Annotated in this window: 22 protein-coding genes; 8 read left to right on the top strand and 14 right to left on the bottom strand. The window is 35.3% G+C overall.

All coding sequences use genetic code 11. The features are described 5' to 3' along the window. Positions 1 to 72: 72 nt before the first annotated feature. Genes J4050_RS02985 through J4050_RS02965 form a run of 5 tightly spaced genes read left to right on the top strand, consistent with a single transcriptional unit; the run spans position 73 to position 6,539 of the window. Entirely contained in the window at positions 73 to 1,377 is a 1,305-nt protein-coding gene (locus J4050_RS02985) for an NAD(P)/FAD-dependent oxidoreductase (RefSeq protein ID WP_208152470.1), read from the top strand. Position 1,378: 1 nt separating this feature from the next. Next, positions 1,379 to 2,968 carry a 4Fe-4S binding protein gene (locus J4050_RS02980; RefSeq protein WP_208152469.1) on the top strand — a complete coding sequence of 530 codons (1,590 nt, stop codon included), beginning with the start codon at positions 1,379 to 1,381 and terminating at the stop codon, positions 2,966 to 2,968. Between the two features lie 33 nt (positions 2,969 to 3,001). Further along, entirely contained in the window at positions 3,002 to 3,691 is a 690-nt protein-coding gene (locus J4050_RS02975; RefSeq protein WP_208152468.1) for a glycosyltransferase family 2 protein, read from the top strand. Beyond that, positions 3,691 to 5,181 carry a cellulose synthase family protein gene (locus J4050_RS02970; protein ID WP_208152467.1) on the top strand — a complete coding sequence of 497 codons (1,491 nt, stop codon included), beginning with the start codon at positions 3,691 to 3,693 and terminating at the stop codon, positions 5,179 to 5,181. Before J4050_RS02975 ends, J4050_RS02970 begins: the two co-directional genes overlap by 1 nt. Next, complete coding sequence (locus J4050_RS02965) at positions 5,181 to 6,539, top strand: MptA/MptB family glycosyltransferase (protein WP_208152466.1); 1,359 nt, start codon at positions 5,181 to 5,183, stop codon at positions 6,537 to 6,539. The genes J4050_RS02970 and J4050_RS02965 overlap by 1 nt, the downstream gene beginning before the upstream one ends. Here the strand turns inward: J4050_RS02965 and J4050_RS02960 are convergent. The 6 genes from J4050_RS02960 to J4050_RS02935 form a co-directional block, all read right to left on the bottom strand. Beyond that, positions 6,534 to 6,713: a hypothetical protein gene (locus J4050_RS02960; protein ID WP_208152465.1), complete on the bottom strand. Its 180-nt coding sequence runs from the start codon at positions 6,711 to 6,713 to the stop codon at positions 6,534 to 6,536. The two genes, J4050_RS02965 and J4050_RS02960, sit on opposite strands and share 6 nt — an antisense overlap. A 324-nt stretch (positions 6,714 to 7,037) precedes the next feature. Continuing rightward, positions 7,038 to 7,817, bottom strand: coding sequence for an RMD1 family protein (locus tag J4050_RS02955; protein WP_208152464.1), 780 nt, complete (start codon positions 7,815 to 7,817; stop codon positions 7,038 to 7,040). A 47-nt stretch (positions 7,818 to 7,864) separates the two neighbouring features. Beyond that, positions 7,865 to 8,188 (bottom strand): hypothetical protein, encoded by a 324-nt coding sequence (locus tag J4050_RS02950; RefSeq protein WP_208152463.1) that lies wholly within the window; start codon positions 8,186 to 8,188, stop codon positions 7,865 to 7,867. Positions 8,189 to 8,202: 14 nt separating this feature from the next. Then, a complete protein-coding gene (locus J4050_RS02945; RefSeq protein ID WP_208152462.1) occupies positions 8,203 to 9,180 on the bottom strand; it encodes a deoxyhypusine synthase family protein in 978 nt (325 codons plus the stop codon). Next, positions 9,170 to 10,111, bottom strand: a complete 942-nt coding sequence (gene speB / locus J4050_RS02940) for an agmatinase (protein ID WP_208152461.1) — start codon at positions 10,109 to 10,111, stop codon at positions 9,170 to 9,172. Before speB ends, J4050_RS02945 begins: the two co-directional genes overlap by 11 nt. Before the next feature lie 25 nt (positions 10,112 to 10,136). After that, complete coding sequence (locus J4050_RS02935) at positions 10,137 to 11,588, bottom strand: type III PLP-dependent enzyme domain-containing protein (protein WP_208152460.1); 1,452 nt, start codon at positions 11,586 to 11,588, stop codon at positions 10,137 to 10,139. 420 nt (positions 11,589 to 12,008) lie between these two features. On the opposite strand from J4050_RS02935, the gene J4050_RS02930 reads away from it, so the two are divergent. Both J4050_RS02930 and J4050_RS02925 read left to right on the top strand, forming a co-directional pair. Next, on the top strand, positions 12,009 to 12,434 hold the full coding sequence (locus J4050_RS02930) for a carboxypeptidase-like regulatory domain-containing protein (protein WP_208152459.1): 426 nt from the start codon (positions 12,009 to 12,011) through the stop codon (positions 12,432 to 12,434). Between the two features lie 108 nt (positions 12,435 to 12,542). Next, on the top strand, positions 12,543 to 13,511 hold the full coding sequence (locus tag J4050_RS02925; RefSeq protein ID WP_208152458.1) for a transglutaminase domain-containing protein: 969 nt from the start codon (positions 12,543 to 12,545) through the stop codon (positions 13,509 to 13,511). Here J4050_RS02925 and J4050_RS02920 read toward each other — a convergent pair. The 7 genes from J4050_RS02920 to J4050_RS02890 all read right to left on the bottom strand — a co-directional run bounded on the left by J4050_RS02920 (position 13,508) and on the right by J4050_RS02890 (position 20,126). Continuing rightward, entirely contained in the window at positions 13,508 to 14,314 is an 807-nt protein-coding gene (locus tag J4050_RS02920) for a pseudouridine synthase (protein ID WP_208152457.1), read from the bottom strand. The genes J4050_RS02925 and J4050_RS02920 overlap by 4 nt on opposite strands. Before the next feature lie 47 nt (positions 14,315 to 14,361). Next, complete coding sequence (locus tag J4050_RS02915; RefSeq protein WP_208152456.1) at positions 14,362 to 15,309, bottom strand: carbon-nitrogen hydrolase family protein; 948 nt, start codon at positions 15,307 to 15,309, stop codon at positions 14,362 to 14,364. Next, on the bottom strand, positions 15,310 to 16,212 hold the full coding sequence (locus J4050_RS02910) for a geranylgeranylglycerol-phosphate geranylgeranyltransferase (RefSeq protein ID WP_208152455.1): 903 nt from the start codon (positions 16,210 to 16,212) through the stop codon (positions 15,310 to 15,312). 124 nt (positions 16,213 to 16,336) lie between these two features. After that, positions 16,337 to 17,266, bottom strand: a complete 930-nt coding sequence (locus J4050_RS02905) for a mevalonate kinase family protein (protein WP_208152454.1) — start codon at positions 17,264 to 17,266, stop codon at positions 16,337 to 16,339. A 21-nt stretch (positions 17,267 to 17,287) separates the two neighbouring features. Continuing rightward, entirely contained in the window at positions 17,288 to 18,373 is a 1,086-nt protein-coding gene (locus tag J4050_RS02900; RefSeq protein ID WP_208152453.1) for a diphosphomevalonate decarboxylase, read from the bottom strand. A gap of 2 nt (positions 18,374 to 18,375) precedes the next feature. Then, positions 18,376 to 18,912, bottom strand: coding sequence for a DUF1697 domain-containing protein (locus tag J4050_RS02895; protein ID WP_208152452.1), 537 nt, complete (start codon positions 18,910 to 18,912; stop codon positions 18,376 to 18,378). Further along, on the bottom strand, positions 18,909 to 20,126 hold the full coding sequence (locus tag J4050_RS02890) for a BaiN/RdsA family NAD(P)/FAD-dependent oxidoreductase (protein WP_208152451.1): 1,218 nt from the start codon (positions 20,124 to 20,126) through the stop codon (positions 18,909 to 18,911). The genes J4050_RS02895 and J4050_RS02890 overlap by 4 nt, the downstream gene beginning before the upstream one ends. A gap of 34 nt (positions 20,127 to 20,160) precedes the next feature. Between J4050_RS02890 and J4050_RS02885 the strand changes: the two genes are divergently transcribed. Continuing rightward, the gene (locus J4050_RS02885) at positions 20,161 to 20,988 is read left to right on the top strand and encodes an SdiA-regulated domain-containing protein (RefSeq protein ID WP_208152450.1); all 828 of its coding nucleotides are present in this window, start codon (positions 20,161 to 20,163) and stop codon (positions 20,986 to 20,988) included. Between the two features lie 24 nt (positions 20,989 to 21,012). On the opposite strand, the gene J4050_RS02880 is transcribed toward J4050_RS02885, so the two are convergent. Further along, on the bottom strand, positions 21,013 to 24,690 hold the full coding sequence (locus tag J4050_RS02880; protein ID WP_208152449.1) for a metallophosphoesterase: 3,678 nt from the start codon (positions 24,688 to 24,690) through the stop codon (positions 21,013 to 21,015). Between the last annotated feature and the right edge of the window lie 25 nt (positions 24,691 to 24,715).

The following is a 24,715-nucleotide window of genomic DNA, read 5'->3' as shown; positions in this document are numbered from 1 at the left end:
AGAAAATCAGCAGTCTTGTTAAGGTTTTAACAAAACCTTCGACAAAACTTTGGCTAACAACCTCAATCAATTATGAGTCATATCGTTATTATTGGCAATGGCATTTCAGGGATAACACTTGCAAGACACGTACGCAAACTATCTGACCATAGCATAACCATCATTTCTGCTGAAACGGAGTATTTTTTCTCTAGGACAGCATTAATGTATGTGTATATGGGCCATATGAAATTTGAGCACACCCAACCTTACGAAAATTGGTTTTGGAAAAAAAACCGTATTGCGCTAAAAAAAGCCTATGTTAATCAAGTAGATACCACCAATAAATCCTTAAAGTTAAATAACGGAGAAACTATGAGCTATGACAAATTGGTGATAGCAACAGGAAGCAAACCCAATAAATTTGGCTGGCCGGGACAAGATTTGGATGGCGTTATGGGCATGTACCACAAACAGGATTTGGATAATTTGGAAAAACATGCGCCAAATAATGACGTGTGTAAACGTGCAGTCATTGTAGGTGGAGGTTTAATAGGTATTGAATTAGCTGAAATGTTAAGCTCTAGAAGCATTCCAGTGACTTTCTTAGTTCGTGAAAGTAGTTTTTGGAACGGCGTACTACCTCAAGGTGAAAGTGAAATGATTAATAGACATATATTAAGTCATCATATTGATTTAAGGTTATCAACCAATTTAAAGGAAATCAAAGCAGATGACCATGGAAAGGTAAAATCAGTAATTATTGAAGAATCAGAAGAAGAAATCCATTGCAATGTTGTTGGTTTAACCGCAGGTGTTTCTCCAAACATAGATTTTCTCAAGGATTCAAATATTGAAACAGGGCGCGGTGTAAAAGTAAATCGATATCTCGAAACTAATATTTCTGAAGTTTATGCCTTAGGCGATTGTGCTGAGCAACATGAAGCCATTGGAAACCGAAGACCGATTGAAGCAGTTTGGTACACAGGTAGAATGATGGGTGAAACCTTAGCACAAACATTATGCGGTAACCGAATAGAATATAATCCAGGACATTGGTTTAATTCCGCCAAATTTTTAGATATCGAATACCAAACCTATGGCTGGGTACATGGAATGAAGAGCAAACCAGACTACGAATCTCACTTTCACTGGAAACACAATGATGACAACAAATGTATAACTGTAGCCTATCACAAGGAGAACAATCTCTTCTTAGGAATAAACACTTTTGGCATACGCATGCGACACGAAACCTTTGATAAATGGCTCACTGAAAAACGAGATATTGATTACGTTATGACCCATTTGGTTGAAGCTAATTTTGACCCTGAGTTTTACTTGCATTATGAAAATGAGATTTTAGCTTCATATAATAATCAACTACAAACTGTTTAATATGAGTAATAAGTTGAATCATAGCATGTCCTTAGCACAACCCGATACTTTACAAATTACCGCTAAACAAAAAATAGCGATTATCCTTGGTGTTATCGGGCTGTTTATTATGGTATTGGCCTTGGCAAGTATCAATTTTCCAAAAAAGGGTATATTCTTAACTGCTTCCTTAGCATTGATAGCAGTTGGGACAATCATCTATTCTAGAGAAGCTTATCTCACAAAATTAGAAGGCATAAAAAACGACGGAACTTGGTTTAAGTCTATATCTTCTCGCGGACTTTGGGGATGGCTTGTAGGTCTAGTACTTACAGGTTTTTATATTGTACTGTATTTCTTTCCTGAATATTTAGGTCTTGGTATGGATGGCGCCACCAATACCGGACTTATTAGTTTATTCGACCCTTTAAGCCAATTACTCAGCGGAAGAAATGCCAGTCAGTGGTTTGTTTATGGCACTCTATACACCTTGGCAATACTGGCTTTTGGCTATAAATTTTTACTTAAATACAGGCATAACCGCTATCAAAGATTGCGTACCATTTCTGTTATGTTTTTTCAATTGGCATTTGCTTTTTTGATTCCTGAGTTTATGTACGTAATGAATAGCGACCTTCCTTATTATGATTTAAAGAGTATATGGCCCTTGAACTATTATATTTTTGATGAATGGTCTGTAAAAGCCTTTCTATCAGGTGGCAATATTGGTCTTGCCCTTTTAATTTTTGGTATTTTATCAATCTTTGTAATTACACCTATCCTAACTTACAAGTATGGAAAAAGATGGTACTGCTCTTGGGTTTGTGGATGTGGTGGCTTGGCAGAAACTGCAGGTGACTCATTTAGACAATTATCATCAAAGAAGCTTTACGCTTGGCAAATTGAAAGGTGGTTAATTCATTTGGTTCTGGTATTCTCAGTTGTTATGACAACTGCCATGGTCTATACCTATTTGGGCTATGACAAAAACGATTTTTGGTTAACAAGAGGTGTTTTCATCTCGTTAGTCATTGGTTTTTTAACCATAGTATTCGTTGGAGTTTTAGCGTTTAAAGGTAAAGAATTAGGCAAAGATGTAAAGTATGGCGCTATAGGGTTTTTTGCTGTAATCGTCTTATTACTGATTATGCATTTCACGGGTACCACTGATAAATTGTTCTACATTAAGTCTGGTGCACTTCGATCAGCTTATGGGCTTTATATTGGATCGATTTTTTCAGGCGTTATTGGTACAGGCTTTTACCCAATACTTGGAAGCAGAGCATGGTGCCGTTTTGGATGTCCTATGGCAGCAATCTTAGGGTTTCAACAACGTTTGTTTTCTAAGTTTAGAATTACAACCAATGGTGGTCAGTGCATTTCTTGTGGTAATTGTTCTACCTACTGCGAAATGGGAATAGATGTGCGCGCTTACGCGCAAAAAGGAGAAAACATTGTGCGTTCTAGTTGTGTAGGCTGTGGTATTTGCTCGGCAGTTTGCCCAAGAGGTGTATTAAAATTAGAAAACGATTCTCTGAAAGGTCGCATTAATCCCACCGAAGTTTTATTGGGCAATGATGTGAATTTAATGGAATTGGTCAATCAGAAATAAGAAATTGTATTTTTGCGGCTTCAAGCAGATGCAATGCCAAACATCAAAGTTATAATTCCAGCCTATAATGAAGAAGGGTCAATAGGTCTTGTTATAAGAGATATTCCTGACCTTGTTAACGAAATTATTGTTGTTAGCAACAACTCTACTGACCATACAGAAAAAGTAGCTTCAGAAGCTGGAGCCACAGTGTTAACAGAATCTCGAAAAGGTTACGGTTACGCTTGTTTAAAAGCTATGGAGTATATATCCAAGCAAAATGAGCAAACTGATATCATTGTTTTTTTAGATGGTGACTATAGCGACTACCCAGAAGAGCTCACTAAAATAGTTGAACCCATAATCAAGGAAGACATTGACTTTGTCGTTGGTGCTAGAGTTAAATCATTTAGGGAACCTGGCTCCATGACCTTTCCTCAAATTTTCGGAAATTGGCTTTCCACTAGTCTTATGCGTTTGTTCTTTAGGTCTAAGTTTACAGACCTCGGCCCTTTTAGAGCCATAAAATATAACAAACTTCTAAGCCTCAATATGGAAGACAAAACCTATGGCTGGACCGTTGAGATGCAACTTAAAGCACTTAAACAAAAGCTAAGTTACAGAGAAATCCCAGTACAGTACAGAAATAGAATAGGTGTTTCAAAAGTTTCGGGTACCGTAAAAGGTGCTATATTTGCAGGCATAAAAATCCTAGGATGGATTCTTAAATATAGTTTTAAATAATGCTTCTAGAATATGTAATCATAGTAATTTATACCATTGCCATAGTACTCATTTTTTTGTATGCTTTGGCTCAGTTAAATTTACTGATTAACTATCTTTCTTCTAAAAAGCACCGCGACGAATCGGTTAAATTTAACCTAAGTAATCCAGACGAAGTCCCTTACGTTACCATTCAACTTCCAGTTTTTAATGAGCTCTATGTCATGGAACGATTATTGGATAATATCGCTTTAATCGAATATCCAAAAGATAAATTAGAGATTCAGGTTTTAGATGACTCTACGGACGAATCTCTAGCTTCAACAAAAGCTCATGTAGAGCGATTGGCTGCTTCCGGATTAGATATAAAACACATTACCAGAACTAACAGATCAGGTTTTAAGGCAGGAGCTCTAAAGGAAGGACTAAAGATAGCTAAGGGGAATTTCATTGCAATTTTTGATGCAGACTTTATGCCTAGACCCAATTGGCTAAAGCGTACAATACCCTTTTTTAAAAATGAAAAAATTGGTGTAGTACAAACACGTTGGGGCCATATTAATAGAAATTACTCTTTATTAACTAAAATTCAGGCTTTTGCTTTAGATGCGCATTTTACCTTAGAGCAGGTTGGCAGAAACAGCAAAGGTCATTTCATTAATTTTAACGGAACTGCTGGTGTATGGCGCAAAGAATGTATTATTGATGCCGGAAATTGGGAAGGTGACACGCTCACCGAAGATTTAGACCTTAGTTATAGGGCACAATTAAAAAACTGGGAATTTAAATATCTCGAAGATGTTGAAACTCCAGCCGAACTCCCCGTAGTTATTAGCGCAACAAGATCGCAACAATTTAGATGGAATAAGGGTGGTGCCGAAAATTTTAGGAAAATGCTTTGGCGCGTTATTAAGTCTCGTAATATTTCAACTAAGACTAAAATACATGGACTTTTGCACTTATTAAACAGTACTATGTTCTTAAGTATTTTTGTAGTAGCTGTATTAAGTATTCCCATGCTGTACATTAAAAATGAGTACGCCCATTTGAGGGACTATTTTTACGTGATGAGTTTCTTCGTAATGAGCACCCTTATATTTTTTGTGTGCTATTGGTTTATGTACCGAAATATTTATGGCAGTGGATTTAAACGCTTTTTTGGATATACAGGAATGTTCTTTACGTTCTTTTCTATTGCCATGGGCTTCTCATTGCATAATTCTATAGCTGTTATTGAAGGTCATATAGGTAAACGAAGTGAGTTTGTAAGAACACCTAAGTTTAATATCAGTACCATTAGAGACTCTTGGAAAGGCAATAAGTATCTCCGAAAGAAGCTATCCCCTCATGTCATCTTAGAAGGTTTACTTATGTTGTATTTCGGTTTTGGACTTTACAGCGCTTTTATTGTAGGAGACCAAGGTGGTGACTTTGGACTGTTCCCTTTCCATCTCATGCTATTTATTGGATTTGGCTACGTGTTTTTTAAGTCTTTAAGCTCTAAGGTTTAATGTCCTTGTGGAAATATCATAAAATTCCACTGCTTTATATTACTTTAAGTTTACTGTTTTATGCAATTTTCGCTTATGGCTTAGAGCGAACCGATAGCACTAAACTCCTAAGTCTCTATTTCGCATTATTTGTTTTAGCTTACCAACTGTTAAAAACCACTGGTTTTAATTTTAAACAATTGGTGGTTGTTTCCATACTATTCCGATTAATTTTCCTTTTTGCTATACCAAATCTATCCCAGGATTTCTACCGTTTTATTTGGGATGGTCAAATGATTTTAGAGGGTATCAGTCCTTATTTGCACTTACCAAAAACATTTTTTGAACAAGGCGAATTCCCTATAGCACAAGGCTTGGAACTATATAAAGGAATGGGAGACCTAAGCGCCTCCAATTACACCAATTACCCACCAATAAACCAATTGTGTTTTGTCATTGCCGGATTGCTTTCGGGAAAAAGTATTTTAGGTTCTGTGATAGTGATGCGCCTAATGATTATTGGTGCAGATATTGGCATCCTCTATTTCGGCAAGAAACTATTAGAAGCATTTAAGCTTCCTACATCACGTATTTTTTGGTATGCCCTCAATCCTTTTATTATTATAGAACTTACAGGGAACCTGCATTTTGAAGGATTAATGATCTTATTTTTATTGTGGAGTTTATATCTGTTACATAAAGGTAAATGGGAGTGGTCAGCCTTACTGATGGGATGTTCTATTGCCACAAAGTTAATTCCACTCATGTTATTGCCGCTCGTCTTTTGGTGGTTTATTAAAAAACTGAACCTTGGCAAACTCCTATTATTTTACATTATTGCTGGTGTTACTGTCGTTTTAACATACGCTCCATTTTTCTCCATGCAGTTTATCACTAACTATTCCGAATCCATAGGACTGTGGTTTGGCAACTTTGAATTTAATGCCAGTATTTATTATTTGGCTAGGGAAATTGGTTACTGGATTACCGGTTATAATGAAATAGCCATTATCAGTAAAGCTTTATCAGTTTTGACCTTTATGAGCGTTCTGGGCCTAGCATTCTTTAGAAGAAATGATACTAGCCAAGAAATTATCACTTCCATGCTCTTGGCGTTGAGTTTGTACTTCATTTTAAGCACTACGGTTCATCCTTGGTATCTTGCCTCCTTGGTCTTACTTTGTGTTTTTACCAAATACAAATTTCCATTAGTCTGGTCAGTCGTTGTGGTCTTAACTTATTTGACGTATTCAAATATTGATTTTAAAGAAAATCTATGGTTCGTTGGCTTGGAATATGTGATAGTCTTTTTGGCAGTGCTGTATGACGTTTTATCAAAAAAAAGAATGCCGGTTTCCCAACAGTCTTCTCCCTTATAACTTTTCAATTGTCGTTATAGTATAAATCTCATAAGTATCTTCCATTCCATCGTTATCTTCAGTAATTTCCTCTGAAATTTCGTATATAATTCTAAAACGTTTTCCGATGAGATTATCAGACTTAAGATTAATCTTCTCAAAAGCTTCTGGTGTTATCTTTTGGAAATACATCATACTTTCATAGCCTTCTTCATCTGCAATTATAAAAGCATAACCGTTTTCGTAGTCATAACCATCAAATACTCCAATTACAACCTCTTTTTGACTATTTAAAAGAAACTCATTCTTCTCGGTTTCTGAGCTAAGGCTTATAAACGATAATAAATAAATACAGTTGATATTGTGGTTTTCATTATTTTTTGAACTAAGTGTTATATAAATACATTTTTTGAATTTAGAATCTGGAAATTTGCCACCTCAAGCCCAGCGCTTTTAGTTTGTAACAGTTCTTGCTGTAAAACGTGTGATTATGGACTTTTCTTTTGAATTGTTCTGATTTTATATAAACTTTAGAATAAACATATCTACAACCTCAACCAGAATTAGTATAATTATAATCCACTCTAAACGGCTACTTTCTTTATGGTCCATGATATCCTTAAACAACTCTAGATTCTCTTTTATTATTTCTAATCTATCGTGTATAAGATGATAACGATCTTTTAGGTCAAAGCCTTTTTTAAGTTCGAGATTTAAATTATTGAGCTCTTCGTCTTCCCAAGTAATTTCGGGCGAGTCAAAAATATAGAGGTTCTCAGCAATACTGTTTTTTAGATTTAAGGCTTTACCTATGAATTTTTTTAGCTTTTGTCCAGAAATATTCAATTTACCATGAGACTCTAAATAGATGGTATGTTTATTAGTTTCCTCCAACAAGGTTTCAGAAATATTTGCATACTTCTCTAAAGCCACGGATTGTGATGCATTGAGCATAACCAATCTTATCATTTCCTGATTAAAATAGGGCAATAATATAGCATCAAATCTTACTTCTGTCCTGCCTTCAGATATTTCAATACCAACCTCATCAAAAATGCGGTCATCAGAAAACCCTTTACAACATGTTTTTACTTGTTCAATGATTTTTGTGATTATAGCATCTTCTATATTGAAAAAGCCGAGCATCCCGTACTGAAATACATAGACATATTGCCGTTCACCGTATTCTAAAAATAGCTCGTCACTATCAGAAAACAAGAGTTTATAGCCTAATACAGATCTACAATTTTTAATTGCAATACTGCTCGCCACATTAAAGGCGACTACTTTATGTTTCATTCTTATCTAAGACCTAGAAAAAGGCCAATTAGCAAAACCAAATAAAATTAATCATCATCGGATTCATTTTCAGATAATCCCTCAGGATCTTGTACTGCCTCTGGATCATCATTATCAAAATCCTCATAATCATCCTCATCGTAATTCTCCATAGTCACCGCAAGTTTAGTGCTTACTTTTACTAAATACTTGGTATCCTCTGTTGTTACCTCTACTGCTTCAACAAGTTCATTTTTTGAATTTTTAAAAGAAATAATTTGATCATCATCATAGCCATCTGGATATTTTTCCACTAATAACGCCAGTATTTCTGGTGTTAATTTTTTAAAGTCTACTATGACGCGTTTAAGGTGTTGGTCTGTTCTTTTCATGTTATAGGTTAGGTTTACATATCCAAAAGATACGCAAAAATTAATGGCGCAACAATAGTAGCATCACTTTCTATGATATATTTTGGTGTATTAATATCTAATTTCCCCCAAGTAATTTTTTCGTTTGGCACTGCGCCAGAATACGATCCGTAACTTGTTGTACTATCGCTTATCTGACAAAAATAACTCCAAAATGGTGTGTCTGTACGTTCCATATCTTGATATAACATTGGTACAACACAAATCGGAAAATCTCCGGCTATGCCACCACCAATTTGAAAGAATCCGATGCCGTTTTGACAATTATCTGTATACCAATCTGCTAAAAACATCATGTATTCAATTCCAGATTTCATTGTACTTGCTTTAAGTTCTCCTTTTAGCACATAACTTGCAAAAATATTACCCATGGTGCTGTCCTCCCAACCTGGGCAAACAATTGGTAAGTTTTTTTCTGCAGCAGCATACATCCAAGAGTCTTTTAAATCTATTTCGTAATGTTCTTCTAGTACTCCAGACAATAAAAGTTTATACATATATTCGTGCGGCAAGTAGCGCTCACCTTTAGCGTCGGCCTCTTTCCAAATCTTAACGATATGCTTTTGAATTCTTCTGAAGGCTTCTTCTTCAGGTATACAAGTATCCGTTACTCTATTTAATCCTTTTTCTAGCAAATCCCACTCATCCTGAGGTGTTAAATCGCGATAATTTGGCACACGCCTGTAATGTGAATGTGCTACCAAGTTCATAATATCTTCCTCTAGGTTAGCACCGGTACAAGAAATAATATGAACTTTGTTTTGCCTAATCATTTCCGCAAAAATTTTTCCAAGTTCTGCTGTACTCATAGCTCCCGCCAAAGACACTAGCATCTTTGCACCTCGCTGTAATTGGTCTTCATAGCCTTTTGCGGCGTCAACCAAAGAAGCAGCATTGAAATGGAGATAATATTTCTCCATAAACTGGGAGATTTGTCCTTTGTTAGTAGTCATCTTCAACTTTAAATTTTGAAAATTTACTTGAGGTGTTAGAAGACTCGTTAAAATTACTTTCAAAATCTTCGTCTACTCCTTCGTTCAGAAACTTATAGCTCAACATCTTATAATATAGTTTAGCTGCTAAAAAATCTGGAGCCTTATTGTCTTCTTTTGGACATAACTCTACAATATCAAAGCCAACGACATTCTTTTCTTCAAAAACTTGTTTTAAAAACTCTAAGGTTTCATACCATAATAAACCACCAGGTTCTGGTGTCCCCGTACTTGGCATTATCGACGAATCAAAAACGTCTAAATCTAAAGTAATAAATACATTTTCCGTCATTTGGTCAATGGCAGAATCTATCCAATTATCGTCAATGGCCATCTCATGTGCAAAATAGGTTTTATCTTCATCCATAACAGTCGTTTCTATACTATCCATAGAACGAATACCGACTTGAATTAAATTGGTAGTTTGGCTGGCTTCATAAACAGCACAGGCATGATTGCATGAAGAACCGTCATAGCTCTGGCGTAAATCTGCATGGGCATCTAAATGAAGTACCGTTAAATTCTCAAACATTTCATTAAAGGCTCTTATGCTTCCAATTGATATAGAATGTTCTCCACCAAATACAGTTACAAACTTCCTTTTCTTAATATAATCCTTAGTGGTTTGGTGTACCGCCTCTACCATAGCCTCTGGTGACATATTTTCTAAAATTGGTGATGCTAAAAACACACCTTGCTTATACACCTCAGAGTCTGTTTCTATATCATAGAGCTCCATGTTTTCTGAAGCTTCTAAAAATGCATCAGGACCTTTATCCGCACCTTTCTGCCATGTACTTGTACCATCATAGGGTACTGGAATCAAAACAATCTTTGATTGATCTAATTTTGAATATTCTGCTGGTATACCAGCATAAGTTTTAATTTTCATTTTGTTATTAAAAAAAGGTTTTTTTTTAGGTTAGTTCATCCATTGTTTCTGAAAGGATTAGTGTTTTTTCATGGATTTCTAAATCACCATATCCTAAAATATTTAGTAAATCTTCACTTTTTTGTTGTTCTGCAAAAATTCTACTTTCTAACTTACCGTTGTAATCACGTTGCAATAGAATATGCTTTGGAGCAGGAATTAAGCAATGCTGTAAACCGCCGAATCCGCCAATTGTTTCTTGATAGGCTCCTGTATTAAAAAACCCAATGTATAAAGGTTTATCCTTATTATACTTTGGTAGGTAAATGGCATTAACATGTTGCTCACTATTGTAGTAATCATCGCTATCGCAGGTTAATCCTCCTAATAAGACACGCTCATAAGTGTCATGCCACCTGTTTATAGGCAACATAATAAAACGCTTATTAATAGCCCAGGTATCTGGCAAGGTGGTTATAAATGAAGAATTGATCATATTCCACTTTTCCCTATCATTCTGTTGCTTTTGGTAAAGTACCTGATAAATTGCACCACCACTTTCGCCGACGGTAAAGCTTCCAAACTCCGTAAAAATATGTGGCACCTCAACATCCTCCTCCTGACAGACGATTTTAATTTGATTAACAATTTCATCGATGATGTATGCGTAGTCAAAATCAAAAGCTAAAGAGTTTTTAATAGGAAAACCACCTCCAATATTAAGGCTGTCTAAAGTTGGGCAGACCTTCTTCAATGCTGTATAAACTTTTAAGCACTTTGTAAGTTCATTCCAATAATAGGCATTATCTCTAATACCTGTATTAATAAAAAAGTGCAACATCTTAAGTTCTACTTGATCATTACCCTGAATTTGATTCTTGTAAAAAGGCACAATATTCTTATAACCTATACCTAACCTTGAAGTATAAAACTCAAATTTTGGTTCCTCTTCTGAAGCAATTCTAACACCAACTTTAAATTTACCATCAATCTCTTGAGCTAATAAATCCAGTTCTTCATAATTGTCAATGATTGGAATACAGTTATGGTGTCCTTCGTTGATTAAATCGGCAATATTATTGATGTATTTTTCACGTTTAAATCCATTGCTCAAAATATAAGTGTCTTTTGAAATTTTACCTTCAGCTTTAAGATGCTTTACGATATCAATATCAAAGGCAGAGGACGTTTCTATATGGATGTTATTCTTTAAGGCCTCATCCAAGACATGCTTAAAGTGTGAGCTTTTTGTGCAATAACAGTAATTGTAATTCCCCTTATAATTGTGCTTAGCAAAAGCGTCTTCAAACCAACCTTTAGCCCTTTGTATATTATCTGATATCTTAGGTAAATAGGTAAACTTAAGTGGTGCTCCATATTGGGCAATGAGTTTCATTAAATCAATACCATGAAACTGTAACGACTTATCCTCTAACTTAAACTCGTCTTGAGGAAAGTGAAACGATTGATCAATAAGATCAATGTACTTTGTGTTCATTTGAAAAAATTAATTTGATTTGCGTAATAAAAATGTAGCGGTAATTATATTTAAATCACTGAATCAAATCTGGAATTGGTTTTGGGTCGTTGGGACAAAACCATACATATGCTGACTGGCAGCTATCGAAGTAACGGAAGTTAGCTTTAAATTTCGGTCACTTATCTTATAAGCCGTTTTTGAGTTTGACTTCCTAATTCTCAAAAACCCGAACGTAAAAACACGTTTCAATTCGTTCAGCTAAAAAGCACTACAAAAATATATTATTTTTCAATACAAAACATTTTTTTATTTTTTTAGGACTACACTTACTCATCCTTTTAGCTCGTTTACTTCCTTTTATGATGTATTGGCTCATTATTATTTTTATCTTGTGAAATAAGAGCATAGCTTAGACTTAAATTTAATTCTTATAATATTATGAAATCACACATCTTAATTCAACACCCAAAAACCAAAAAACCTCTTTTATCTATTGTCTTTTTCATAATGGCTTTGCTTGTTTTAAATAGTGGCTTTGCCCAGGCTCAAATCACTAAGTCAAAAGCACAAAACATTACTATAAAAGGACTAGTGACGGATGGAAAAGTAGCTCTAAAGGATGTTAATGTTATTCAGAAAGGTACTAGAAATGGGACTGTAACTAATGATAAGGGCGAATTTATATTTCCTGTTCCATTAAAAACTGGCGATGTATTACTATTTAGTTATTTAGGGTACGAAACTCAAATGATTCCTATAAAGGAAAACAGCACCTTTATAAAATTAACCTTAGCTGAGGATCTTATTGAAATGATTGGAGCTTTAGACCCAGATATTCCCTATAAATCAAAACGTAAAAATTAGAAATCAAACTCTATTATTTTATAAAGTGCAAAGCTTTGGCTTGCGCTTTATTTTAACTATAGCCATTTGAAAGTGATAATAACCATAGTAGCACTTAACTTTTGCCTAATGTCAACCGCGCAGATATCTGATTTTAAAGCTATTGACTTTAGTAAAGCGGATGCCAGAGCTTTACGGTTAAAAGGTGAAAATCTCAACAATTTACCGGACTTATCAAAGAGACTAACAGATGGTCTCTACACCGAAGCTGAAAGGTTTAGAGCCATCTATAAGTGGGTCTGTGAAAACGTATCGAATGATTATAATTTATACTTTAAAAATAAAGCTAGGCGCGAAAACTACAAAGGTGATAGTCTTAAACTTGAGCAATGGAACACCAAATTCAGAAAAATCTTATTTAAAAAACTGCTCAGGGATAAGCGTACCATATGCACAGGGTACGCTTACTTAGTAAAAGAACTTGCTAGTTTAGCCGATATAAGTTGCGTTGTAGTACAAGGTTATGGAAGGGTAAGTTCAACAGAAATTGATAATCTTAGCTTACCTAATCACTCTTGGAATGCCGTAAAACTGAATGGTAAATGGTACCTCTGTGATCCAACTTGGGCAGCCGGAATCCCAGACCCAGAAACCAATGCTTTCAGTTTTCAATATAACGATGGTTTTTTTCTAGCCGAACCTAGATTATTTGCCTTCAACCATTATCCTATAGACTCTAAATGGTGGCTTTTAACGGATGGTATTCCAGACTTTGACACCTTTCTTAGATCGCCGATAATTTACGGGAATGCTTATCGTAATTTGGAGATGCTTAATGGTCCATTAAAGATGCATCATTCTATTAAAAGAAATGAGACCATTGCTATTGAATTACAACTTAACAAGGCATTAGAAGATAGGAAAATCGGCTTTGTTATTGACAGCGGAAGCAGTCAATGGGAAGCTAAACCTTATGCTATAACTTATGATAACAAAAGCCTAGAGGTGGAACACCAATTTAATTCTAGAGGGTTTTATGATGTGCATTTATACTTAGACAAGGACCTTATTGCCACATACACGGTGGAAGTAAACTAAAGCATTTTTAAGGTGTTTACCTCCTGTTGTGTAAGATGTTTCCAATGTCCTCGTGGCAAATCCTTTTTTGTAAGGTGACCAATGGCTACGCAATCTATTTTTACCAAATTATAATTAAAATGATCAAAAATGGTTCTTAAAATAGAATTGCCCGTATTTTTTATTTTAATCCCAATTTGGTTTTTAGACTGTCCTTGTACATAGCTAATATCCTCCACGGCTATTAATGTATCGTCAATTTTGAATCCTTCTTTGATGGTTTTTAAATCTTCAGGTTTAAGTTTCTTATCCAATTCTACATGAAATAATCTAGCCACGCCAGTGGTAGAATTGGTGAACTTTTGAACCACCTTATCATCATTTGTAAATAGCAGTAACCCCAAAGAATTCCGCCCTAGACGGCCTATGGGTTTTATTTTAGCATTAGTTGCATTAGTAACTAAATCCATAACAGTTCTACCTTTTCCCTCAGCAGTTGTTGTGGCAAAACCTTTGGGCTTATTTAAAAGCACATAGGTCATAGGTTCTGGTGTTAAACGTCTCCCATCAAATTTTACTTCGTCGGAGCGATTCACCTTATATCCCATTTCAGTAATAACTTTACCGTTAACCGTTACTAAACCCAAGGCAATATTTTCATCCGCTTCCCTACGAGAACAAATACCCGAATTAGAAATATATTTATTCAACCTCATTACATCGGGATTGCCTGACGTTTGCCTTTCTACTTGTTTTTTAGGCTTAGTTTTTTGTCTTCTCGCAGATTGTTCTGACTTTCCCTTTCCTCCTTTAAACCTGTTCATTTTAATTGTAAATTAGGTTACAAAGGTATAACAATAGTTAACACTATCTATTTTATTTCAACTGTACTTTGCCTTGCTGTATTTACTATAAGCTTAGTTACATCTGGCCTAGAATAGTGGCCAACAGGATCAAAATTTTGACGTTCCTCTAGAACACGATTGAAGTCAATCGTCTCAATAATCAACCCTTCTTTTTCTATTACAGGCTCTACAATCCACTCACCATCTGGTCCAGCTATACAGCTCCCACCATTTGTAAGCAAATCAGGGGCAGTTTTTAAAATCTCCTCTATATAAGGAGTTGTTTCAGGAAAGTCTGATCGACGCATTAATGCAGACACCGATACCACAAACGATCGCGATTCCCGCGCAATAAAACGTGTTATATCTTTAGTATTATGGTCACTTCCTGGCCACACAGCAACATGCAGGTTTTCACCTTGGCCATATAAAGCAGCTCTTGGTAATGGCATCCAATTCTCCCAGCAATTTAAACCTCCAACCGTAAATGCTTTTAACGGATGAACTTTTAACCCATGACCATCGCCCGGAGCCCATGTTAAGCGTTCGTCGTAAGTAGGCTGCAATTTTCTGTGAACGCTTTTTATCTCACCTTGAGCGTTTATATATACTAAAGAGGCATAGATACTATGACCGCCACGGTCTAGCGGACGCTCCATTACACCCACATAAATAGCAATTGAATGAGCTTTGGCAAGGTTACATAAGGTATCTAAATCGCCATTTTCTATATTTACTGAATTATTGACATAATAGGCATGAAGCTTTTTATTTCTTTCAGTATTCCATTCGGCACCACCGGTCAAAGCCAACCAAAAAGGATATCCTGGCAGTAACGCTTCACCAAAGATTATGAGTTCACAGTTTTCTGAAGCAGCTTCTTTAATGGCGTTTTCAATTTTATTCAAGGTTGCCTTTTTATTTAACCAAACGGGCGCAATTTGGGCCATTGCTATTTTTAATGTTGAATTCATTTAAATACGATTTAGTACAACTGAAATATCTATTAATAAGATAGAAAATACACCACAAACTATAATAAGCTTAAGCATGTTGTGCAACACCAAAAAATGGATTTTCTTCCTAGAACGCCAAAGCACTAAAAGAAAAACTAGCATTAAACATATGCAGAGATAAAAGAAAATATACATGTGCCCAATATCAAATAAGAAAATCAATAAAAAAGCACAAGAAATAGTTAATACAGCTACAGCAGATAACATAATTTTAGAAATCCTTTCACCATAAACCACGGGCACTGTTCTATAATCTAGAGCTAAGTCACCTTTTATATTTTCTAAATCCTTAGTAAGCTCTCGCATAGAGACCAATAAGAAAAGGAATATGGCGTGTGCAAAAACTACTAATTCAAAATTTTGGTAATAAATAAATATAGCGAAGAACGGCGTTACTGTTAATATGGCTGATACTAAGTTACCAACCATAGGACGTTTTTTAAGACGATGTGAGTACAACCAAATGGCGAAAATATACAGCGCAAAAAATACAACCGCCCTAAAGGAAACATAGCTCGCAAATACAAGAGCCAAAAAATTCAAAACAAAATAAAAGGATAGCTTAGTATTTTGACTGACGAGCCTGTCTAACATTGTTTTTTGCGGTCTATTAATAAGATCTTTCTCAGAATCATAGAAATTATTAATAATATATCCTCCTGCTATTGCTGCTGATGAGGCCAGAACCAACATTAATAAGTTAACATCAAAAAGTACAGATTTTAAAGGATTGTTTGGTGCAAATATGTAAATTGAAGCTAAATATTGGGCAATAACTACAACCAAGATGTTATAGCCTCTTACCACAGAAAACATGCTGAAAAATTTAAGAAATATTAGTTTCTGTTTGCGAGACAGCATAACAGTATAAATTACTTCTTTGTATTTCTAGACCTAAAATAGCTCAAGGCAATCATTATAAAACCAAGTAGAGCCAAGCCTATAAAAACAATGAGATTAGATAAGCTTACCATAAAATATTAGATTAGAAATTGTACACCACCTCTAGCTTTTGGCCTTTTAAAGCCTCCTTGGCGCGGTCAAAATTTTCGGTAAACCCAAGAATATAACCACCACCTCCCGAACCACACAATTTAAGATAGTAATCATTGGTTTCAATACCTTTTTTCCAAAGTTCATGAAACTCTGTTGGAATCATCGGTTTAAAGTTATTCAAAACAATTTTTGAAAGCTGCTTTGTGTTTTTAAACAAAGACTTTATATCTCCTTTTAAGAAGTCATCTACACAAGCATCGGTATGTTTAATGAACTGTTCCTTTAGCATACTACGGAAACCTTCGTTTTTCATGCTTTCCATAAAAATACCAACCATGGGAGCAGTTTCTCCTACTATACCACTATCGAGTAAAAACACAGCTCCTTTCCCTTCGGCTTTCTGAGCAGGAATTCCTGTGGCCTCAATATCATTTTTAGATTTTATTAAAATAGGAAGACTTAGGTAACTGTTTAAGGGATCTAATCCCGAAGACTTTCCATGAAAAAACGATTCCATTTCAGAGAAAATCGTTTTTAACTTTATGAGTTTGTCTCTAGTTAAATTCTCTAAAACAGTTATTTTATGATTTGCATACTTATCGTAAATAGCAGCTACAAGTGCACCACTACTGCCAACTCCATATCCTTGAGGAATTGAAGAATCAAAATACATCCCTGAATTTACATCAGATTTTAATTTTTCTAAATCAAAAGTTACCAATTGTGGATTTATTTGAGACAAATAATCTGCAAAGGCTTTTAAACTCTGATTAGATGCAGTGGCTGCTTTAGATGGGTTTTCATCTACCTTAAGCGCTCCATTGTAAAAATTATAGGGAATGGATAAACCTTTTGAATCTTTGATAATTCCGTATTCTCCGAACAACAGAATCTTTGAGTAAAATAGGGGTCCTTTCATGACATTTATTTGGGGTCGGTACTAATTTAGCTTCATCGCACCATCACCAATACTATCACAAATATAGTGACCGTTTTGGCAATATGCAACTAACTGACTCTTAATGAATTCATAAACTTGAGATGCTTCGCTTTTTGGAAATAGCATATGTACGTTGGCTCCAGCATCTAAAGTAAAACATAAAAGGGAGTTATTCTCAGCTCTATATCTCCAAATCTTTTGGATTATTTCTAAGGTATTTGGTTTCATTAAGATAAAATACGGCATACTTGTCATCATCATGGCATGCAGTGTCAAAGCCTCACTTTCTACAATCTCAACAAATCGTTTTAAATCTCCCGAAATCAATACTTCTTTCAGTTCTGCCAGGTTTCTATGAGCTTGCTCAAAGCGTTGAGGTGCATAAGGATGACCTTCCATTAATTTATGGCCTACCGTACTGCTCACTTGCTTTTCACCTTTGTCAACCAAAAGGATAGCATCTTGATAGTCTTTAAAATTAGGGTGTAAGGTCTCAGTAAATCTAACACCAAATAAATCTGAACTATCAGCAAAACTTTTATTCTCACCCCAAATAACCAATTCGCCTTCAATACTTCTACACGCGCTACCTGAGCCTAATCTCGCTAAAAAGGACGCTTTGCGATTAAAGTAATCGTCGCTGATTTCATTTGTTGACAAAAGCCTTTCCATGTCCATGAGACATAATGCTATTGCAGACATACCTGATGCTGAAGATGCTATCCCGGAGCTATGGGGAAAGGTATTTTTTGTATCTATTTTAAAACGGTAATTCTTTAAAAAAGACATATACGGTTCTATACGCTCAAAAAAGGTTTGAATTTTAGGCTTAAACGCTTCGTTTCGCTCACCTTCAAAATACACATCGAAACTAAACTTATCAGCTTCAGGTTTTTTTGAAAAGCTTAATTCCGTTATGGTTTTAGAGTTAGAAAGTGTAAAACTAATTGACGGATTAGCAGGTATCTGGTTTTTGCGTTTTCCCCAATATTTAACCAAAGCGATATTGCTTGGTGACGACCATTTTACTGAACCTAACTCTAAGTTTGAAATATCTGATTTAAGGTTAAAATCTTTCTCCGTCATTTTTATAAATTCTCGGACAAAGATAATAGTTTTATCATTGTTTTATAGTTTCTTGAAGTTGCGCTAACCTTTAACTTTCGCTCAAAAAAATTAAGATTGAATTTCGCCTTACCGTAGCCATTGGCACAGTAAAAATATATGCAATCTTTTTCTATGGCATACTCTTCATTTTCATAGACCTTCAAATAAGCTTCTTTAACCAAGTTGGTCTCTGGAACTTTTGATAATAGTACAAAATAGCTTTCTTTCCTTTTCCGCTCCGATAATGGACATTTATTAAAAATCGTTATTAATTGCTCTCTTGTTCTAACCAAAACTGAAACATCAAATCCAAAATTGTCGATAATCAACTTTTGGAAATAGTTCTCTAAATTTAACGTATTAGTATCATTAGACTGAAAAATCACATTACCACTTTGTATGTACGTTTGCACGTTCTTAAACCCAAAATTGGTCAACAAAGCCCTAAGTTCTGCCATTGGGATTTTTTTATGTCCACCTACATTAATTCCCCTAAGAAGTGCAATGTAAGTTTTCATGTTGTGGTTATTGACTGTGATACTATATACGCTCCTGTCCATGCATTCTGAAAATTAAAACCACCGGTTACAGCATCCACATTTATGACTTCCCCTGCCAAATAGAGATTTGGAATTACTTTACTTTCAAAAGTTTTAAAATTCACTTCTTTTAAATCAACACCTCCTGCGGTAACAAATTCTTCCTTAAAAGTGCTCTTGCCAGTCACCTCAAATACAGCCTTGGTGAGTTGCCCGGTAATGGCCTCTAATTGCTGTTTATTACAATCGGCCCAACGCTGCGTTTCAGCAATACCAGCGGCTAAAACCAATTGGTTCCAGAGACGCTTTGGCAAATCAAATGCTGTGGTATTGACAACTTTTTTCTTAGCATAGTCTTGTTTTAATATATGGAGATGTTCTAAGCAAGAGAACTCATTTAACCGAATAAAGTTGACCTGTATTTTAAAATTGTAGTTTCGCTCTGCAAGCACTATGGCCCCAAAAGCAGAAAGCTTTAAAATGGAAGGGGCACTCATACCAACATGAGTAATTAACAAAGGTCCTTCCGAGACTAAATCTGTTCCTAAAACTTTAACTTCAGCATCTTTGGCAGCGACACCTGGAATAGAAGATATACGTTTGTCCTTGATATCAAAAGTAAAAAGTGATGGTACAGGCTTTATTATAGTGTGACCTAAATCTTCAAGCAACTCCCAGATTTTTGGATTACTGCCAGTTGCTATAACAACTTTGTCACATTTAAATTCCCCTTGAATAGTATCAATTTGAAATTGATTATTTCTTAAACAAATGTTTTTTACCGCACAACTATAAAATATTTCAACATTATGATTCTTGGCTTCATTCAAAAAACAATTTATAATAGTTTGGGAAGAATTAGAAACCGGGAACATTCGGCCATCATCCTCGATTTTTAAAGTAACACCTCGCTCTTCAAACCAAGCAATGGTATCACCAGTCATAAAGCTATGAAAGGGTCCAAGCAATTCTTTTTTTCCTCTTGGATAGTTTTGCACCAACTCTGAAGGCATGAATTCCGCATGTGTCACATTGCATCTACCGCCTCCTGAAATCTTTACTTTCTGCAACCCCACCTTTGCTTTCTCTAGAATACAAACTGACTTTTCAGGGTGCTTCTCAGCTATATTTATAGCCGCAAAAAAACCTGCTGCACCACCACCAATAATTATAATATCTTTGTATTTGTTCAATGCCAATCTTAATTAGATTAAAATTACAAGTATAATGCCCAAAAGACTAATTTTTATCCTACTTATTGTGTCCTCTTGCCAATCTCAAGGCAACTTAACAATTCTTGGAGATCTGAGTAACGATTTAAAAGAAGTATCAGCTGTAGCCTATTATAAATCTGAAAACCATTTCTGGATAATTGAAGATTCTGGAAATAAAAATGAAATCTTCGCCTTAGACCAAAAGGGAGATATCGTTAAATCTGTTGTTGTCACAAATGCTGAGAACAGAGATTGGGAAGATTTGACCTTTGATAAAAAAGGGAACCTTTACGTTGGTGACTTTGGAAATAATTCTAAGGACCAAATACTATATACCATTTATAGAATTAACCATGAAAGTCTAAAAAATCGAGAAGTTTCTGCCGAAAAAATAGACTTCTTTCTCCCTCCGGAACATAACCCTGAAGATTTCGAAGCCTTTTTTTTAAGAAATAATAGTATTTACTTGTTCAGTAAAGACAATAAAATTACTTCTGTATACAAAGTACCTAATCTTACTGGTAAACATGAGGCAATTTTTATTACTGAATATAATCTTCCTGGCAAGCACAATAAAGTGACCTCTGCAGATATCAGTGATGATGGCAAAACCGCTATACTGTTAAACCATGACAAACTCTGGAAGCTAACAAACTTTAATGGCGAGGATTATTTTTCTGGCCATATAGAAAAATTAGTGTTTAAACACGACTCGCAGAAAGAAGGCGTCTGTTTTAAGACTGACTCTACAGTAGTTATTACAGACGAACGAAATGGCTCAGAAGGTGGAAATTTTTACGAATTTAACCTCTTAGAAAACAAAAAAGGCGCTAATAATTAGCGCCTTTTTACTTCACTTCTTTTATCAAAATCCGAAACCAAGCTTAAAAGCAAGTAGTAAACCGTCGTCGCTATTAAAAGCTGAGAGGTTGAAAGATAACATCTCTGCAGCTTCTGCAAAAATACCACCACCAAAAGAGGTATGCCAAATTGAAGAGTCCTCTCCATCTGCCCAAACACGTCCGTAATCAAAACCACCAAAGAAACCAATATTTAGTGGCAATAAACCTGTTTTTATCTTGCGAAGGTTTAATCTTAAATCCGTGGTCTGAGCAAAAGCAGTATTACCTATAAACCTTTCTCGTCTAAAACCACGTAATCCTTCGTTCTGACCCAAATTTGCACCTTGGTAAAACCTAAAATCATCACCAATATTTATTTGACCCTTAACTTTAGAAGCTAAAACAAGTTGTCCGCTAGGTATTAGCTTGTAATCAAATGCCAATTCAGGGTTAATATATCCGAAGCCATCATTAGTCTCTGTATTATTTCTATACCCTGCGTGTATTCCAAAACTCATCCCAAGAGTTGGAAAGGATTTGTTATCAACATTAGAATATGTGTAAACTGCATCTGCACCATAAAAATCATCAGAAAAGCTAACATTGTCTCCGATTATGGTATTGATAAATCTACCTTCTGTTCTTTCCACTTCAAAAGATTCATAACTCAAACTAAATTTGAACATGGCACCCATTCTGCCTCTCCAAATCAATGATGGTGAAAAAGAGGCTTCTCTTAATTTAACACGGTTATAATCCCTATCAACATCTAAACCATCGTCTTCATCTGCTTCAGGATTTGCTGTTTCGTTACCAATGCCAAAAAAGTTTGTTGCATAATTAGGACTAGTAAATTTGGCATTTAGACCTAAGTTTAGCTTTCCAATTACATTTGCTATTTCACCTGTATATTCAAAATTAAAACCTTGTGTGGCAAAATAATAACCCGCTGCAACTGTATGTTGGGCACTAAATGGATTACGATCAAAACCGTAACGCGTGTATGTATTGCTAAAACCAATTGCAAGACCATCGTCGGGATTAGCTCCAATAACAGGTAATAATTGATTACTACTATATTTTAATTTTTTGTAATCATAGATATTGGTATCATAATCATCTGTGAGCTTTCTTTTGCCTTTATTTGTGAGAAACTCACTCTCTTTAGACTTATAGTCATAGATTCTAACCCTAGTTCCATTTCTAACATCGTAAACATCTTTGTTCTGGCCACCGATGAGTCGTATTCTAATCATGCTATCGCCCTCGCCAGAAACTACAAAAACATCATCATCATCTAAACCATAGACCCAAATCTCTTTCGTAACGTCGCGAGTATAGGTTCTTTGATGAAAAATATCTGCTTTTTCTCCATCTTTAATTCTGTAGGCAGTAACCTTTGTTCCTCCACTTGGAAGACGTTCAATATCGAACCAATCGTCTTTATTAGTTCCTTTAATAATCCCAAATTTATTAATATGGTCAAAATACCTATTTGAAATATCTTGAAGGTTGGCTCTTCTTCCCTTTAATTTTTGTTTAATGATATCAATGGAACTATCTCTAACTTCTTCTGGAACAAACAAAAAAGCCTCTTCGATAACGTCATCAGTTAATCCATTTACAATACGCTGAACTTGTTGGTCCCAAACGTCCTTACCTGAATTATTGATTAACGCCATATCTAAGGGATAAGGTTCTAAATTAAACCACTTGGTACTTTTTAGTTCCGCATCATAACTCCTTAATAAGCGTAAGTTTGGTAATATCCCAGTTAAAAAGCTCAATAATGCTCCATCGGACATTATGGAAAATGCTTGATCTCTATCTCGTGGTACTGGCCTGTATATTGTTTGTCCATTTTCCTTGAACTTTGCCCAGCGCCACTGATCTTCATGCCTATCCCAGTCACCTATAAGCATATCAAATAAACGTGCTCTTATGTAAGAAGCTTCATCCAATACAAATTCTTCATCTTTATTTAATTTCTTAAATAAATCATCGGTACTAATAATATCATTGGAATACCCAAAATTTGCCTTATCACCGTGTCCTTCTGAGGTATGTTCTTCAATCATATACAATTCGTCTCCGAAATCTTCATTAAATTGACCTAAGGCTTTTTGTTTAGGGACATAATAAAGAAGAGGATTAGTATGATAGACATCAACAGCATCTGCCAGTGTTGCAATTGTGAAAGGTGCATACGGATGAGAACCTGTAAAAACATCTAATAGCAAATCTTGTGTATACGTCTCTTCAAATTGCCCTTCAATAAACTGATCTTTAAATGCTACTGCCTGTAAATATTGCAGAGCATTTTTTCTGAGTGCCCGCATTACGTATTGACGGCCTTGGTTATCTTCGAGTCTTAAGGATTTAGACTGATGACCACCTCCCTTTCTAACAGGTTTTAATCCGCCAAATAAAGTATCTATCCTTACTGTTGGTGCTTCAACTGCTGTTCCGAAATATTTACGGTAACGTTCTCCCCAGAAAAATCTATACAATCCACCTTTGGTAACTTCCTCTTGGGTATAAACTGAAGCAATTTCAGTGGCATTAATAGGTTCAAATTGCGGTAATCGATAATTTTCATCAGCTTCCAATACTGTGGTTTCATATACTACATCTTTAGAGTTAGCAGTGTAAAAACGCACATGTGATGAGCCATCTTCAAAAACATCTAATCTGGCAAAACCATTTTCTCCATACGAGAATTTTCCTGGACCCACATTGCGTGTGGCAGATGTCTTTGACCCAGAACCACTCACAATTTGAGGTAGATTATCTTGGACTAGATATTGAAGCGTATGTTCATGTCCTGAGACAAAAATAGTTTTATCGTTTTCTTGGGATATGGTGATAATACGCTCCCTAAATTCATTATAAAACTTATTCTGCATATCTACCGTAACAACACCACCTGTTCTGCGAATCATATTTTTTAAAGTTCCCAAAATTGGTAATGGCGACATATGACTCCCAAAACTATATTGGCCACCATGTGGACCATTACTAAAAATTGGATGGTGAATAGCAACAATCGTTGTTTTACCGCGCGCTTTTTTAATATCACTTTCAAATTCATCAAAAAACTTTGTTCTTGTTTTTATTTCACATTCGTCATTCATTTTTGGATGATTATCCCAATTCGTGAGATACCACTCAGAGTCTAGGACAATCAAAACAATATCATCTGAAATATCTATTTTTTCTATTGGACATCCATTTTCTGGCTGAAAAGTATTCTTGCCCAAAGCATCCTCTATGTACTTTTCTTGGCGTTTAAGACCGTCTAAGCCATCACTATACCAATCATGATTACCTGGAATAAACAACTTTTTCCCCTTAAAGCCTTTTACAGCATCTATCTGGGCATTTAATTGAGCCTCTGCAGAAGCTCTAGAATCGTCATTTTTTTTGGGGAGCCCTTTAGGATAAATATTGTCGCCAAGAAAAATCGCAGTACTATTAATGTTAGCATTCTTTAACTCGTCTTTAAAAGCTGATATAGCCGCATTATTCTCTTCCTCACCTGCCAATCCAGCATCACCAATTAAATAAAATGTATGCTGTAATGATTTATTCTCTGGGTATTTAGAAATTGATTCTTGATTAACTTGAAGTTTATGCGTTGCGCAAGCATTCAAGACTAAAATAAAAAGCATAAGAATGCTACACTTTCTGTAAGAAGTCATAAATTAGTTAGTTAGTTAATAGTTC

Source organism: Winogradskyella pelagia (assembly GCF_017581965.1).
GTDB classification, from domain to species: Bacteria; Bacteroidota; Bacteroidia; order Flavobacteriales; family Flavobacteriaceae; genus Winogradskyella; species Winogradskyella pelagia.
Note: the sequence above shows the minus strand (reverse complement) of the source record. Positions and strands in the feature narration are given on the sequence as shown.

Coding starts and splice junctions, on each gene's coding strand:
- J4050_RS02985 (WP_208152470.1), top strand. CDS start 73: ATGAGTCATATCGTTATTATTGGCAATGGCATTTCAGGGATAACACTT.
- J4050_RS02980 (WP_208152469.1), top strand. CDS start 1,379: ATGAGTAATAAGTTGAATCATAGCATGTCCTTAGCACAACCCGATACT.
- J4050_RS02975 (WP_208152468.1), top strand. CDS start 3,002: ATGCCAAACATCAAAGTTATAATTCCAGCCTATAATGAAGAAGGGTCA.
- J4050_RS02970 (WP_208152467.1), top strand. CDS start 3,691: ATGCTTCTAGAATATGTAATCATAGTAATTTATACCATTGCCATAGTA.
- J4050_RS02965 (WP_208152466.1), top strand. CDS start 5,181: ATGTCCTTGTGGAAATATCATAAAATTCCACTGCTTTATATTACTTTA.
- J4050_RS02960 (WP_208152465.1), bottom strand. CDS start 6,713: ATGATGTATTTCCAAAAGATAACACCAGAAGCTTTTGAGAAGATTAAT.
- J4050_RS02955 (WP_208152464.1), bottom strand. CDS start 7,817: ATGAAACATAAAGTAGTCGCCTTTAATGTGGCGAGCAGTATTGCAATT.
- J4050_RS02950 (WP_208152463.1), bottom strand. CDS start 8,188: ATGAAAAGAACAGACCAACACCTTAAACGCGTCATAGTAGACTTTAAA.
- J4050_RS02945 (WP_208152462.1), bottom strand. CDS start 9,180: ATGACTACTAACAAAGGACAAATCTCCCAGTTTATGGAGAAATATTAT.
- speB (WP_208152461.1), bottom strand. CDS start 10,111: ATGAAAATTAAAACTTATGCTGGTATACCAGCAGAATATTCAAAATTA.
- J4050_RS02935 (WP_208152460.1), bottom strand. CDS start 11,588: ATGAACACAAAGTACATTGATCTTATTGATCAATCGTTTCACTTTCCT.
- J4050_RS02930 (WP_208152459.1), top strand. CDS start 12,009: ATGAAATCACACATCTTAATTCAACACCCAAAAACCAAAAAACCTCTT.
- J4050_RS02925 (WP_208152458.1), top strand. CDS start 12,543: ATGTCAACCGCGCAGATATCTGATTTTAAAGCTATTGACTTTAGTAAA.
- J4050_RS02920 (WP_208152457.1), bottom strand. CDS start 14,314: ATGAACAGGTTTAAAGGAGGAAAGGGAAAGTCAGAACAATCTGCGAGA.
- J4050_RS02915 (WP_208152456.1), bottom strand. CDS start 15,309: ATGAATTCAACATTAAAAATAGCAATGGCCCAAATTGCGCCCGTTTGG.
- J4050_RS02910 (WP_208152455.1), bottom strand. CDS start 16,212: ATGCTGTCTCGCAAACAGAAACTAATATTTCTTAAATTTTTCAGCATG.
- J4050_RS02905 (WP_208152454.1), bottom strand. CDS start 17,266: ATGAAAGGACCCCTATTTTACTCAAAGATTCTGTTGTTCGGAGAATAC.
- J4050_RS02900 (WP_208152453.1), bottom strand. CDS start 18,373: ATGACGGAGAAAGATTTTAACCTTAAATCAGATATTTCAAACTTAGAG.
- J4050_RS02895 (WP_208152452.1), bottom strand. CDS start 18,912: ATGAAAACTTACATTGCACTTCTTAGGGGAATTAATGTAGGTGGACAT.
- J4050_RS02885 (WP_208152450.1), top strand. CDS start 20,161: ATGCCCAAAAGACTAATTTTTATCCTACTTATTGTGTCCTCTTGCCAA.
- J4050_RS02880 (WP_208152449.1), bottom strand. CDS start 24,690: ATGACTTCTTACAGAAAGTGTAGCATTCTTATGCTTTTTATTTTAGTC.